Annotated in this window: 15 protein-coding genes; 7 read left to right on the top strand and 8 right to left on the bottom strand. The window is 71.3% G+C overall.

Annotated elements, in window-relative coordinates:
* Nucleotides 1-15: 15 nt before the first annotated feature.
* Both JOD95_RS01805 and JOD95_RS01800 read right to left on the bottom strand, forming a co-directional pair.
* Nucleotides 16-819, bottom strand: coding sequence for a cytochrome c (locus tag JOD95_RS01805; protein ID WP_066654316.1), 804 nt, complete (start codon nt 817-819; stop codon nt 16-18).
* 21 nt (nt 820-840) lie between these two features.
* Entirely contained in the window at nt 841-1479 is a 639-nt protein-coding gene (locus JOD95_RS01800; RefSeq protein WP_058727853.1) for a heme-copper oxidase subunit III, read from the bottom strand.
* Between the two features lie 70 nt (nt 1480-1549).
* Between JOD95_RS01800 and trpD the strand changes: the two genes are divergently transcribed.
* Nucleotides 1550-2605, top strand: coding sequence for an anthranilate phosphoribosyltransferase (trpD, locus tag JOD95_RS01795; protein WP_209682579.1), 1056 nt, complete (start codon nt 1550-1552; stop codon nt 2603-2605).
* A gap of 215 nt (nt 2606-2820) precedes the next feature.
* Here the strand turns inward: trpD and glpK are convergent, their stop codons facing one another.
* Nucleotides 2821-4332: a glycerol kinase GlpK gene (gene glpK, locus JOD95_RS01790; RefSeq protein ID WP_209682576.1), complete on the bottom strand. Its 1512-nt coding sequence runs from the start codon at nt 4330-4332 to the stop codon at nt 2821-2823.
* Between the two features lie 43 nt (nt 4333-4375).
* Complete coding sequence (locus tag JOD95_RS01785) at nt 4376-5101, bottom strand: MIP/aquaporin family protein (RefSeq protein ID WP_209682573.1); 726 nt, start codon at nt 5099-5101, stop codon at nt 4376-4378.
* Nucleotides 5102-5413: 312 nt separating this feature from the next.
* Between JOD95_RS01785 and dhaK the strand changes: the two genes are divergently transcribed.
* Genes dhaK through dhaM form a run of 3 tightly spaced genes read left to right on the top strand, consistent with a single transcriptional unit; the run spans nt 5414 to nt 7789 of the window.
* Nucleotides 5414-6415 carry a dihydroxyacetone kinase subunit DhaK gene (gene dhaK, locus JOD95_RS01780; protein ID WP_209682570.1) on the top strand — a complete coding sequence of 334 codons (1002 nt, stop codon included), beginning with the start codon at nt 5414-5416 and terminating at the stop codon, nt 6413-6415.
* A 31-nt stretch (nt 6416-6446) separates the two neighbouring features.
* Nucleotides 6447-7073, top strand: a complete 627-nt coding sequence (gene dhaL, locus JOD95_RS01775) for a dihydroxyacetone kinase subunit DhaL (protein WP_066654325.1) — start codon at nt 6447-6449, stop codon at nt 7071-7073.
* Entirely contained in the window at nt 7070-7789 is a 720-nt protein-coding gene (dhaM, locus tag JOD95_RS01770; protein ID WP_066654328.1) for a dihydroxyacetone kinase phosphoryl donor subunit DhaM, read from the top strand. Before dhaL ends, dhaM begins: the two co-directional genes overlap by 4 nt.
* Nucleotides 7790-7834: 45 nt before the next feature.
* Here dhaM and JOD95_RS01765 read toward each other — a convergent pair whose 3' ends face one another.
* On the bottom strand, nt 7835-8356 hold the full coding sequence (locus tag JOD95_RS01765) for a hypothetical protein (RefSeq protein WP_245171071.1): 522 nt from the start codon (nt 8354-8356) through the stop codon (nt 7835-7837).
* Nucleotides 8357-8676: 320 nt separating this feature from the next.
* Here JOD95_RS01765 and JOD95_RS01760 point away from each other — a divergent pair, with 320 nt between their 5' ends.
* From JOD95_RS01760 to JOD95_RS01750, 3 genes are all read left to right on the top strand, one after another.
* A complete protein-coding gene (locus JOD95_RS01760) occupies nt 8677-9357 on the top strand; it encodes an SDR family NAD(P)-dependent oxidoreductase (RefSeq protein ID WP_209682567.1) in 681 nt (226 codons plus the stop codon).
* A gap of 73 nt (nt 9358-9430) precedes the next feature.
* The gene (locus JOD95_RS01755; RefSeq protein WP_209682564.1) at nt 9431-10462 is read left to right on the top strand and encodes an alcohol dehydrogenase catalytic domain-containing protein; all 1032 of its coding nucleotides are present in this window, start codon (nt 9431-9433) and stop codon (nt 10460-10462) included.
* Between the two features lie 65 nt (nt 10463-10527).
* Complete coding sequence (locus JOD95_RS01750) at nt 10528-10896, top strand: cupin domain-containing protein (protein ID WP_209682561.1); 369 nt, start codon at nt 10528-10530, stop codon at nt 10894-10896.
* Nucleotides 10897-11210: 314 nt separating this feature from the next.
* Here the strand turns inward: JOD95_RS01750 and JOD95_RS01745 are convergent, their stop codons facing one another.
* The 3 genes from JOD95_RS01745 to JOD95_RS01735 form a co-directional block, all read right to left on the bottom strand.
* Nucleotides 11211-11375 (bottom strand): hypothetical protein, encoded by a 165-nt coding sequence (locus tag JOD95_RS01745; RefSeq protein ID WP_158407754.1) that lies wholly within the window; start codon nt 11373-11375, stop codon nt 11211-11213.
* A gap of 119 nt (nt 11376-11494) precedes the next feature.
* Nucleotides 11495-11806 (bottom strand): DUF4190 domain-containing protein, encoded by a 312-nt coding sequence (locus JOD95_RS01740; protein ID WP_066654336.1) that lies wholly within the window; start codon nt 11804-11806, stop codon nt 11495-11497.
* A 115-nt stretch (nt 11807-11921) separates the two neighbouring features.
* A complete protein-coding gene (locus JOD95_RS01735) occupies nt 11922-12377 on the bottom strand; it encodes an NUDIX hydrolase (protein WP_066654338.1) in 456 nt (151 codons plus the stop codon).
* Nucleotides 12378-12381 lie beyond the last annotated feature (4 nt).

The following is a 12381-nucleotide window of genomic DNA, read 5'->3' as shown; positions in this document are numbered from 1 at the left end:
GTTCGACACGGACGATCAGTTGGACTTCGCGGTCAGCCAGACGGTCATCGCGACGACCGCGCCGAGTCCGAAGATCCAGATGAACAGACCCTCTGCCACCGGGCCGAGGGAGCCGAGGGCGAACCCGCCCGGCGACTTGTTGTCCTGCACGTACTTGAGGTACGTGATGATGTCGGCCTTCTGCTCCGGCGTCAGGTTGAGGTCGTTGAAGACCGGCATGTTCTGCGGGCCCGTGACCATGGCCTCGTAGATGTGCTTGCCGGAGACCGACTGCAGGTTCGGGGCGTACTTGCCCTCGGTCAGCGCACCACCGGCACCGGCCACGTTGTGGCACATCGCGCAGTTGATGCGGAAGAGCTCGGCACCCTCGGCAGCGTCGCCGCCACCGTTCGTGAGCTCGGAGGAGGGGATCGACGGGCCGGGGCCGAGCGACGCGACGTAGGCGCCCATGGCGTCGATCTGCTCGTCCGTGAACTGGGCGGGCTTCTCCTCGGCCTGGGGGCCCTGCGCGGCCATCGGCATGCGACCGGTCCCGACCTGGAAGTCGACCGACGCGGCGCCGACACCGATGAGGGACGGACCCTCGCCGGTGCCCTGCGCGTCGAGACCGTGGCAGGTGGCGCAGTTCGAGGCGAAGAGCTTCTCGCCCTCGTTGACCTTGGACTGGCTGGACACCGCGGAGGTGGTGCTGTCGTCGGCGTTGGCCGTCGAGCTGAACAGCGCGTACGCACCGCCGGTGGTCATGAGACCGACGACGATGAGCGAGACGGTCGCCATCGGGGAACGGCGGCCCTTCTTGGACTTGCTTCTGGTGAACATGCGGTGGGGGGTGTCCAGTTCCTACTTGAGAAGGTAGATGACAGCGAAGAGGCCGATCCAGACCACGTCGACGAAGTGCCAGTAGTACGACACGACGATCGCGGTGGTCGCCTCCTTGTGCCCGAAGTTCTTGGCGGCGAAGCCGCGGCCGAGGGTCAGGAGGAAGGCGATGAGACCACCCGTGACGTGCAGGCCGTGGAAGCCGGTGGTCATGTAGAACGCGGAACCGTAGGCGCTCGACGAGAGCGTCACGCCCTCGTGCCAGAGGTTCGCGTACTCGAAGATCTGGCCGCAGACGAAGATCGCGCCCATGCAGTACGTGACGAAGAACCACTCCGTCATGCCCCAGTCCTTCGGGTTCCAGCTCGTGCGGTGCACCTGGAAGCGCTCCGCGGCGAACACCGCGAACTGGCAGGCGAAGCTGGACAGCACCAGGATGATCGTGTTCACCGAGGCGAACGGCACCTCGAGCTTGGCGGTCTCGGTCGCCCAGAGCTCGGGCGAGGTGCTGCGCAGGGTGAAGTAGATCGCGAACAGGCCGGCGAAGAACATGACCTCGCTGCCCAGCCACACGATCGTCCCCACGGCAACGGCGTTCGGCCTGTTCAGGACCGGACCGCTGGCGGATCTGGAGAGAGGGGTGCTAGTCACGTCCTCCATTATGGCCGAAACCACTGACAGTGTTTTCGCAGGACACTGGCGGGTCGTTCGAACTCAGTACGATCGAGCCATGTCCCACGCACTCTCCTGGCCTGCAGTGATCAGCGCGCTCATGGCGCACGAGGACCTCTCGATCAGGCAGTCCACGTGGGCCATGGAGGAGATCGTCCAGGGACGTGCGACCGCCGCACAGATCGCGGCCTTCGCGGTCGCGCTCCGCGCCAAGGGGGAGACCGTCGACGAGGTCGTGGGCTTCCGCGACGCCATCCTCGACGCCGCCGTCCCGCTGGACGTCGACCCGATGGCGCTCGACATCGTGGGCACCGGCGGCGACGTCGTCGGCACCGTCAACGTCTCGACGATGGCCGCGATCGTCATCGCGGCCGCGGGCGTGCCGGTCGTCAAGCACGGCAACCGCGCGAGCTCCTCGAAGTCCGGCTCGAGCGACGTGCTCGCCGCGCTCGGACTCGACCTCACGATGGACGCCGCGCGTGTCGCGGACACCTTCCGGCGTGTCGGTCTGACGTTCGCGTTCGCGAGCGCGTTCCACCCCGGCTTCGCGCACGCGGCACCGGTGCGGCGCGAGATCGGGGTGCCGACGGTCTTCAACTTCCTCGGCCCGCTGGTGAACCCGGCACGGTGCGAGGCGAACGCCGTGGGCGTCGCACAGCTCGAGCTCGTCCCGATCATCACGGGCGTCTTCCAGACCCGTGGCGCGACGGCGCTCGTGTTCCGCGGCGACGACGGCCTCGACGAGCTGACCACGACGGGCCACTCCCACATCTGGGAGGTCACGGGCGGCCGCGTCACCGAGCACGACCTCGACCCGCGCGACCTCGGGATCGCCCGCGCGCGAACCGAGGACCTGCTCGGCGGCGACCCGGAGCACAACGCCGCCGTCGTGCACCGCGTGCTGGCGGGGGAGACCGGTCCGGTCCGCGACATCGTGCTGCTCAACGCCGCCGCCGGCCTGGTGTCCTTCCGCCTCGCCGAGGACCCCGAGCAGGCGGACCGACCGATCCTGCAGCGCTTCCGCGAGCAGCTCGCCGTCGCAGCCGGGGCCGTCGACTCCGGCGCCGCCGCGCGGAAGCTCGCCGACTGGGTCGGCGCCGCGCCGGCGGCCTGAGCAGCCCCGCGCGGGACGCCGGCGTCGGCGCGAGCCGCACCGGAGACGACGAGACGCCCCCGGATCCGGGGGCGTCTCGTCGTACGGGCGGCGTCCCGTGGCGAGCAGACGGACACGAGGACGCCGCTCCGGACGCACCACCGCAACGGCCTGGAGGCGCGGCACCGGCCCGTGGGACCGGCACCGCGCCTCCGTGCGGTCACCTCGTCAGTGCGTCAGCGCACGTCCTCGTCGACCCAGTCGAAGGTCTTCGTGACGGCCTTCTTCCACAGGCGGAGCTGGCGGTCGCGCTCGGCGTCGTCGAGCTGCGGCTCCCAGCGCCGGTCCTCCTGCCAGTTGGCGCGGAGCTCGTCGAGGTTCGCCCAGAACCCGACGGCCAGACCGGCGGCGTACGCGGCTCCGAGGGCGGTGGTCTCCGCGACGACCGGACGGACGACCGGCACGTTGAGGATGTCCGCCTGGAACTGCATGAGCGCGTCGTTGGCCGTCATGCCACCGTCGACCTTGAGCTCGGTCAGGTCCACGCCGGAGTCCGCGTTCACGGCGTCGAGGACCTCGCGGGTCTGCAGCGCCGTCGCCTCGAGGGCGGCACGGGCGATGTGCCCCTTGTTGACGTAGCGGGTCAGGCCGACCAGGGCACCGCGGGCATCCGGTCGCCAGTACGGCGCGAACAGGCCCGAGAACGCCGGGACGAAGTACACGCCGCCGTTGTCCTCGACGGTCTTGGCGAGGGCCTCGACCTCCGGGGCGCTGCCGATGATGCCGAGGTTGTCGCGGAGCCACTGGATGAGCGAGCCCGTGACGGCGATCGAACCCTCGAGGGCGTAGTGCGTCTCCTGGTCGCCGAGCTTGTAGCCGACCGTGGTGAGCAGCCCGTTCTCCGACCGGACGATCTCCGTGCCCGTGTTGAAGATGAGGAAGTTGCCGGTGCCGTAGGTGTTCTTCGACTCGCCCTGGTCGAACGCGGCCTGACCGAACGTCGCGGCCTGCTGGTCGCCGAGGATGCCGGCGATCGGGACCTCGCGGAGCAGGCTGGAGGACTCGACGTGGCCGTAGACCTCGGAGGAGCTGACGATCTCCGGGAGCATCGACTTCGGCACCCCGAAGTCGGCCAGGATGTCGTCGCGCCACTGGAGCGTCTCGAGGTCCATGAACAGCGTGCGGGACGCGTTCGTGACGTCGGTCTTGTGGACGCCGCCGTCGGTGCCACCCGTCAGGTTCCAGAGGACCCAGGTGTCGGTGGTGCCGAAGAGCAGGTCGCCCGCCTCGGCCTTCTCGCGCGCACCCTCGACGTTGTCGAGGATCCAGGCGATCTTGGTGCCGGCGAAGTACGTGGCGAGGGGCAGGCCGACGATCGCCTTGTAGCGGTCGGTGTCACCGTCGGCGAGCTCGTCGACGATCGACTGCGTGCGGGTGTCCTGCCAGACGATGGCGTTGTAGACGGCCTTGCCGGTGTTCTTGTCCCAGACCACGGCGGTCTCGCGCTGGTTGGTGATGCCGACCGCCGCGACGTCGTGGCGGGTGATGTCGGCGCGGGACAGGGCCTGGCCGATGACCTCGCGGACGTTGTCCCAGATCTCCGCCGGGTCGTGCTCGACCCAACCGGCACGCGGGAAGATCTGCTCGTGCTCCTTCTGGCCGACCGACTTGATCGAGCCGGAGTGGTCGAAGACGATGGCGCGCGTCGAGGTCGTGCCCTGGTCGATGGCGACGATGTAGTCGGCCATGGGTTCTCCTTGGGTTGCGTTCGGTGTGGTGGACGGGTGGTCGTCAGGAGACGACGGGGAGCAGGAAGGTCGAGGCACCGGCGGCGAGGGCGCCACCGACGAGCGGGCCGACGACCGGGACCCAGGCGTAGGACCAGTCGCTGGAACCCTTGCCCTTGATCGGGAGGATCGCGTGGGCGATGCGCGGGCCGAGGTCACGCGCCGGGTTGATGGCGTAGCCGGTGGGGCCACCGAGCGAGACACCGATCGCGATCACGAGGAAGGCGACGGGGACGGCACCGAGCTCGGCCGGGGTCTTGCCGTTGGTGAAGGCGAGCACGACGAACACGAGCACGAAGGTGCCGATGACCTCGGTGACGACGTTCCAGCCGTAGCTGCGGATGGCCGGGCCGGTCGAGAAGACACCGAGCTTGGCGGCCGCGTCGGGCTCCTCGTCGAAGTGCTGCTTGTACGCCAGCCAGACGATGACGGCACCGATGATCGCGCCGATGAGCTGGGCGATCCAGTAGAGGAACATCTCGCCGACGGTGATGTTGCCGAGCAGCGCCTGCGCGAGGCTGACCGCGGGGTTGAGCTGGCCGCCGGAGCTGTAGGACACGGTGACGCCGGCGAAGACCGCGAAGCCCCAGCCGATCGTGACCATGAGGAAGCCGGCGCCGAAGCCCTTGGACTTCGTGAGGGACACGGCGGCGACGACACCGCCACCGAGGATGATGAGCAACGCCGTGCCGACGAGCTCTGACATGAAATTGACGCCGATGCCGTCCATCGGTGACCTCCAGTGCGAGTGGTGGGGGTCCGGTGGCTGCTGCGTCCGGCACTCCCCGTCGAGTGATTGGGGCCGAGCATAGTGAGGCGGATCGTCGCGACGCGATCACGCAACGAGTCGAGTCCGCGAAACTGCACGAACGTGCACGAGCGGTGTGCGGTCCGGCATCCCGCACCGGGGCCGCGGGAGCATGGTCCTGCACGAACGTGCACCGGAGACGAACGGGCGGTCGCTGTAGGGTGAACGCACTCCGGTCGACGACGGCGGTGTGGATCCGCCCGCGGTCGACCCCCGTCCTCGTGGAGGTCCGTCATGAAGAAGCTCATCAACGATCCGCACGACGTCGTGACCGAGACCGTCCGTGGGTTCGCCCGGGCGCACGAGGGGCACGTCGTCCTGGTCGAGGACCCGATCCACCTGCACCGCGCCGACGCCCCCGTCCGCGGCAAGGTCGGCATCGTGAGCGGCGGCGGCAGCGGGCACGAGCCGCTCCACGCCGGGTTCATCGGCCACGGCATGCTCGACGCAGCCGTGCCGGGGCCGGTCTTCACCAGTCCGACCCCGGACCCCATCGTCGCCGCGACGAAGGCGGTGGACGGGGGAGCGGGCGTGCTCCACATCGTGAAGAACTACACCGGCGACGTCCTCAACTTCGAGACCGCGGCGGAGCTGGCCGAGCTGGAGGACATCCGCGTCGAGTCCGTCGTCGTCGACGACGACGTCGCCGTGCAGGACTCGCTCTACACGGCAGGACGCCGCGGCGTGGCCGGCACCGTCGTGGTCGAGAAGTGCGCCGGCGCCGCAGCCGAGCGCGGCGACGACCTCGACGCCGTCGCGGCGGTCGCCCGCCGCGTCAACGAGGTCACTCGGTCGATGGGCCTGGCCCTGGGCTCCGGCACCGTCCCGCACGCGGGGGAGCCGTCCTTCACGCTCGCGGACGACGAGGTCGAGCTCGGGATCGGCATCCACGGCGAGCCCGGCCGCGAGCGCATCCCGATGGCCGCGGCCGACCAGCTCGTCGACCGTGTGCTCGAACCGGTGCTCGCCGACCTCGACGCGCCTGCGGGCTCGCAGCTGCTGCTCCTCGTGAACGGGATGGGCGGGACCCCGCTGTCCGAGCTCTACATCGTCTACCGGCGCGCCGCCGAGGTCCTCACGGACCGTGGCCACCACGTCGCGCGTAGCGTGGTCGGCGACTACGTCACGTCCCTCGAGATGCCGGGCTTCTCGATCACCGTCACGGTGCTCGACGAGGAGCTCACGGCACTCTGGGACGCCCCGGTGGAGACCCCGGCGCTGCGCTGGGGTCGCTGACCACCGTCCACCATCCAGGAAGGAACACGAATTGGCGCTCGACACCGCATGGGCCATCGACTGGGTGCGCCGCACCGCCGCGACGATCGACGACCACCGCGCCGAGCTCGTCACGCTCGACCGTGAGATCGGCGACGGCGACCACGGGGAGAACCTCGACCGCGGGTTCCGCGCCGTGCTCGAGACCGTCGACGGCGGCTCCTTCGACACCCCCGGCGCGGTCTTCAAGGCCGTCGCGACGAAGCTCATCTCGACGGTGGGCGGTGCCGCCGGTCCGCTCTTCGGGACCGCCTACCTGAAGGCCGCCCAGGCGGCCGGCGACGCGACCGAGCTCGACGCCGACACGCTCGTGGCCGTGCTCACCGCCGCACGCGACGGTGTCGTCTCCCGTGGCAAGGCCGAGGTCGGCGACAAGACGATGGTCGACGCGTGGTCCGCGGCCGTCGACGCCGCGACCGCCGCTGCGGCGGCCGGCGACGGGCCGGAGCGCGTGCTCGAGGCCGCCGCCGACGCCGCCGTGACCGGCGCCGAGTCGACCGACCCCCTCGTCGCCCGCAAGGGCCGCGCCAGCTACCTCGGGGAGCGGGCGATCGGACACCGCGACCCCGGTGCGCAGTCGACGGCGTACATCCTGCGCGCAGCGGTGGACGCCGCGTGACCGTCGGGATCCTGGTCGTCTCGCACAGCGCGGCGATCGCGACCGGCACCGTCGAGCTCGCCCGCCAGATGGCCGCGGACGTCCCGATGGTGGCCGCCGGCGGCACGGACGACGGCGGCATCGGGACGTCCTTCGAGGCGATCGCCGACGGCATCCAGGAGCTCGCGCCGGCGGACGCCGTCGTCGTGCTCTGCGACCTCGGCTCCGCCTACCTGACCACCGACACCGCACTGGACTTCCTCGACGAGGCCGACCGCGACCGGGTGCACGTCTCGCAGGCCCCGCTGGTCGAGGGCACGGTGGCCGCGGCGGTCGCCGCGCAGACCGGCGGCGACGTCGACGCCGTCCTGGCCGCTGCGTCGTCGGCCGCACGGTCCGCGGACGACGACGAGAGCGCCTCCGACCCGACGGGGGACCGGCCGGGAGGCACGACACCCGTCGACGACGCGGATCCGAGCGACGGGGCGGTCACCGAGACCGTCGAGCTGGTCAACGAGAGCGGGCTCCACGCCCGTCCGGCGGCCGAGTTCGTGAAGACCGCGGCGAAGCACGAGTCCCGTGTCCGCGTGAACGGCGTCGACGCGAAGAGCCTCCTCGCGATCATGGCGCTCGCGCTGCCGCAGGGTGCGAGCGTGACGATCGAAGCGGTCGGACCCGACGCGCAGGAGGCCGTGGACACGCTCGTCGCGCTCGTCCGCTCCGGCTTCGGCGAGTGACGAGCGCCGCCGCGCGCGCCGAGGGGGCGGGCGCGGCGGAGGTGCTCAGCGTCCGGGTGTCACGAACTCCTGCAGCCCGGTGACCCGGAGCAGGTCCAGCTTCGCGGCGTCCTCGCTGCCGGGCACCGCCGTGTAGACCACGATCCGCAGGTCGCTGCCCGGCACGCCGAGCACGTCGCAGTCGATCTCCACCGGGCCGACCGGGGTGTGCACGACCTTGCGACCGGTCCGGTGCTCGGCGATGCGCCCACCGTGCCAGCGCCGCTCGAACTCCGGGGACGCACGGCGCAGCCGTGCCACCAGCTCCGCGAGACGCCGATCCGCCGGGTACCGGCCCAGGGCGGAGCGGAGGTCGGCGACCAGGTCGCTCGAGAAGTCCTCCTGGTGGGGGTCGTCCCACTCGACGCCGTCGTGCCCCTGCGTGAAGTGCCGCCACACGAGGTTCGCCTCGAGGCCCGTCCAGCGCCCGGGGTCGCCGGAGACCGTGGCCCAGAGGTCGTTCCACAGCACGATGTCGTGCGCCGCCGTGAACACGGCCAGCGGGACGTCCCCGAGCCGGTCGAGCATGCGGTGCACGCCGGGCGGGACGTGGCGGGGGACCTCGCCCCGCGAGGGCACCGCGGCGCCCGCGACCCGGAACAGGTGGTCGCGTTCGGCCTCCGTGAGCCGGAGCGCGGTCGCGAGTGGAGCCCGGCGGTGCGCCGACCCGGCCCCGCCGGCAGTCCGACCTCGGCCGGACGCACCCGGTCACGCCAGGCGCGCAACACCTCCGCGAACTCGCTCATGCGACCATCATCACCCGGTTCGGGCAGGCGGTCCTGGTACTGCCGGTCCCACCGTCGACCGGTGCCTGGGAACCCGACGGCGACGCGGGCATCGTGGACGGCATGACCACCACACTCATCACCGGGGCCAACCGTTCGCTCGGCCTCGAGACCGCACGCCGACTCGTCGAGGCCGGGCACACCGTGTACGCCGGCATGCGTGACCCCGCCTCCGGGGACGAGGCGCGCGCCCTCGGCGCGCACGTCGTGGCGCTCGACGTCACCGAGCAGGCGAGCGTCGACGCCGCGCTCGCGTCGCTGCCGCAACTCGACGTGCTCGTGAACAACGCGGGGGTGCTCGGGACTGCGTTCGGCGTCGACGACCTCGACGCGGACGCGATGGCCGACGTGCTCGACACGAACGTCGTCGGGGTCGTCCGGGTGACGCAGGCGGCCCTGCCGCTGCTGCGTCGCTCGTCGAACCCGGTGATCGTCAACGTCGCGTCCGGTGTCGGCTTCGCGCGCTGGCTCACCACGCCCGGTCGTGACGAGCACCCGGTCCCCGCGGTGCCGTACGCGGCGTCGAAGGCGGCGCTCATCGCCGCGACCGTGCAGTACGCGAAGAACCTGCCCGGGTTCCGCGTCAACGCGACCGACCCCGGCTACACCGCGACCGCGTTCAACGGCTTCGGCGGGCACCAGACCGTCACGGAGGGCACGGACGCGACGGTGGCGCTCGCGCAGGTCGGTCCGGACGGACCGACGGGGGAGTTCCACGACCGGACCGGCCGCATCGAGTACTGACCGGACGCGGGACGGGAGGCGCGTGGCGGGTCCGCCACGCGCCTCCCGTCGGTCGGTCTGCCAGGATGACGGCATGCGCGCAGTCCGGTACGACCGCTTCGGTTCCATGCCCGTCATCGTCGAGCTCCCGACGCCGGAGGCACCCGTCGACGGCGTCGTCGTCACCGTCCGTGCGACCGGGGTGTGCCGGAGCGACTGGCACGCGTGGAAGGGCCACGACGACTCGGTGTCGTTGCCGCACGTGCCGGGCCACGAGTTCTCGGGGACCGTGTCGGCCGTCGGCGACGACGTCATCGGCTTCGCCGTCGGCGACCGGGTGACCGCGCCGTTCGTCTTCGCCTGCGGTACGTGCGAGCAGTGCCGCGACGGGGCCACGCAGGTGTGCACCCGGCAGCAGCAGCCCGGGTTCACGCTGCCGGGCTCGTACGCCGAGGCGGTGGTGGTGCCGCATGCCGACGTGAACCTCGTGGCGCTGCCCGACGAGGTCGGCTTCGCCGAGGCGGCGGGGCTCGGCTGCCGGTTCGGCACCGCGTACCACGCGCTGCACGCACGGGGGCGGGTCGCCGCAGGGGAGTGGGTCGCCGTGTTCGGCTGCGGCGGTGTCGGACTGTCCACCGTGCTGGTCGCCGTGGCAGCGGGCGCACGTGTGATCGCCGTCGACGTCTCGCCGGCAGCGCTCGAGCGGGCGGCGGCACTCGGCGCGACCACGCTACCGATGGGCGATGACGTGGCGGCGACGGTGCACGGTGTGACCGGAGGGGGCGCGCACGTGTCGGTGGACGCCTACGGCAGCCGGGCGACCTCGCTCGCCGCGGTGGGCTCGCTCCGTCCGCGCGGTCGGCACGTGCAGGTCGGCCTGTTGCTCGACGACGAGGCCGTGCCGGTCATCCCGATGGGCAGGGTCATCGCCGACGAGCTCGAGCTGCTCGGGAGTCACGGGATCGCAGTGGGGGAGTACGCCGCGATGCTCGACGACGTGGTCGCCGGTCGGCTCCGTCCCGCCGAGTCGATCGGACGGACGATCGGGTTCGGCGACCTGCCCGATGCGCTCGAGGCGATGGACCGGCCGGCGACCGGGTCGGGGATGACCGTCGCGGTGTTCTGAGACGCCGCCGTCCCGGTCATCTGCGACCTGCGGACAGCCGGTGTGTCATCTGACATACTGCGGAGATGACGTGGGGAAGCGGAGCGGGCGTCGAGCTCGCGGAGCTCGCAGTGATCGACGACTGTCGGCTGACGGTGCCACCGGGCGTCGACCGGGCGGACGGAGTCGTCCGCTCGTTCGTGGCGCGGATCCCACCGGGGGCGTCGACGGGGTGGCACCGGCACGACGCCTGGCAGACGGGGATCGTCGCCCGGGGGCGACTGCGACACCGGACGGCCGACGTCGTGCAGTACCACGAACCCGGTCAGGTGCTCGTCGAGGCACCCTTCGTCGACCACGAGGCGACGAACGTGTCCGACGAGGAACTGGTGCTCGTGTTCGTCGCGGCGCAGGTCGACGACTGCCCGCTGGTCACGCCGAGACCCGCGCCCTGACGCAGGGCGGGGCGATCAGGGGAGCCGCACAGACGGGAGTCCGCCCGTCTCGAGTCACCTGAGTTGACATAATATGCATTATCGGCGCTTAGCGCTGAACAGCTATGCAGCCGGTGAACTCGCGTCCACGGACCGTTCTCGTCGCACGACGCGCCGCCGTTTGTCCGCCGTGGGTGCACGACATGCCGCTCACGATCAACGTGAACGGCATGTCGTGCGACCTGGGCGTCGTGACCGGCGGCGCATCGTGGCCGGATCCGCGGTGGCGTTGCGGGTCCGGCCGACCTGCGCGGTCGGCGGCGACGGCCGGGTCGTCAGTGCTCGGGCGTCTCGTCGCCGGTGGGCACGTCGTCGGCGTCGATCTCGAGGGCGGCCTGCTCGCTGCCGTCCTCCTCGACCTCGGAACGGTCGGTGTCCGGCTGCTCCGGCTGCTCGGCCTGGGTGGTCTCTTCTGCGGGGTCCGGCTGGCTGTACGTCATGGCGGGGACGCTACTCGGCACGGCCTGTGTCGGTCCGGGCGGTGCGGTCGTCGACGGTGACCGGACAGACGGACGGGAGGCGCGTGGCGGTGCCGCCACGCGCCTCCCGTCCGGTGGTGCTACTGGTTCTGCAGCATCTGCGTCGCCAGCACGGCGCCGAAGATCATGAAGATGATCGCGATGACGATGCCGATGACGCTCAGGACGATGCCGGCGAGGACCATGCCGCGGTTCAGGCCCCGGCGACGCGCGACGAAGCCGAGGATCAGGCCGACGATGCCGGCGATCAGACCGATGATCGAGAACAGGAAGCCGAAGACGACGGCGACGATGCCGAGCACCAGCGACCCGATGGCGAGGCCGTTGCCGCCGTTCGTCGCGGGTGCCGCGCCGGGCGTGTTCGGTGCCGGCGGGAAACCGTTCGTGGACATGGGAGCTCCTCGTGTCAGGGCCGCTGGCACGGGTTGCGTGCGGCCGTCAGCGCACACGGTAGGCGCTTCCTGCGAAGTGCGTTCACATCAGCTGTACGCACCTGGTGCTGCCGGATCAGACGGCACGGTGCTGCCGGACCAGGTCCGGGAGCTCCACCGGCTCGAAGGGCTCGTCGGTGGCGTCGAGCTCCTCGGCGGTCCACCACCGCGAAGCGAGGATGTCGACGCGCTCGTCGTCGGTCCACTCGGCATCGGACAGCTCGAACCCTGGCGTCCGGACGACGTAGAACTCGCTGTGGCCACGGTCGTGGTCGGCCAGGTCCCACTCGACCGTGAAGTCCCAGCTCCACACGGGGTCGCCCGGATCGTCGACGACGACGCCGGTCTCCTCACGGAGCTCGCGGACGGCGGCGTCGCGGTGCGACTCCCCCGGGTCCACGCCGCCACCGGGGGTGATCCACCGGTGCGCGTGGTCGGACGACGGCGACCGCGTGTCCATGAGGAACACGCGGCCGTCCGGGTCGAGCAGGAGGATGCGGGAGGTCAGACGGAGGCCGGGCTTCGCTGTCATCCGC

Origin of the sequence: Curtobacterium sp. 1310 (genome assembly GCF_017834105.1) — a bacterium.
GTDB lineage: Bacteria > Actinomycetota > Actinomycetes > Actinomycetales > Microbacteriaceae > Curtobacterium.
This window is presented reverse-complemented; position numbering and strand designations above follow the sequence as displayed.

Excerpts from the sequence above, each read along its gene's own strand:
- dhaK (WP_209682570.1), top strand. The coding sequence starts at position 5,414 with ATGAAGAAGCTCATCAACGATCCGCACGACGTCGTGACCGAGACCGTC.
- JOD95_RS01750 (WP_209682561.1), top strand. The coding sequence starts at position 10,528 with ATGACGTGGGGAAGCGGAGCGGGCGTCGAGCTCGCGGAGCTCGCAGTG.
- JOD95_RS01805 (WP_066654316.1), bottom strand. The coding sequence starts at position 819 with ATGTTCACCAGAAGCAAGTCCAAGAAGGGCCGCCGTTCCCCGATGGCG.
- glpK (WP_209682576.1), bottom strand. The coding sequence starts at position 4,332 with ATGGCCGACTACATCGTCGCCATCGACCAGGGCACGACCTCGACGCGC.
- JOD95_RS01765 (WP_245171071.1), bottom strand. The coding sequence starts at position 8,356 with ATGCTCGACCGGCTCGGGGACGTCCCGCTGGCCGTGTTCACGGCGGCG.
- JOD95_RS01735 (WP_066654338.1), bottom strand. The coding sequence starts at position 12,377 with ATGACAGCGAAGCCCGGCCTCCGTCTGACCTCCCGCATCCTCCTGCTC.
- JOD95_RS01740 (WP_066654336.1), bottom strand. The coding sequence starts at position 11,806 with ATGTCCACGAACGGTTTCCCGCCGGCACCGAACACGCCCGGCGCGGCA.
- JOD95_RS01755 (WP_209682564.1), top strand. The coding sequence starts at position 9,431 with ATGCGCGCAGTCCGGTACGACCGCTTCGGTTCCATGCCCGTCATCGTC.
- JOD95_RS01745 (WP_158407754.1), bottom strand. The coding sequence starts at position 11,375 with ATGACGTACAGCCAGCCGGACCCCGCAGAAGAGACCACCCAGGCCGAG.
- trpD (WP_209682579.1), top strand. The coding sequence starts at position 1,550 with ATGTCCCACGCACTCTCCTGGCCTGCAGTGATCAGCGCGCTCATGGCG.
- JOD95_RS01800 (WP_058727853.1), bottom strand. The coding sequence starts at position 1,479 with ATGGAGGACGTGACTAGCACCCCTCTCTCCAGATCCGCCAGCGGTCCG.
- JOD95_RS01760 (WP_209682567.1), top strand. The coding sequence starts at position 8,677 with ATGACCACCACACTCATCACCGGGGCCAACCGTTCGCTCGGCCTCGAG.
- JOD95_RS01785 (WP_209682573.1), bottom strand. The coding sequence starts at position 5,101 with ATGGACGGCATCGGCGTCAATTTCATGTCAGAGCTCGTCGGCACGGCG.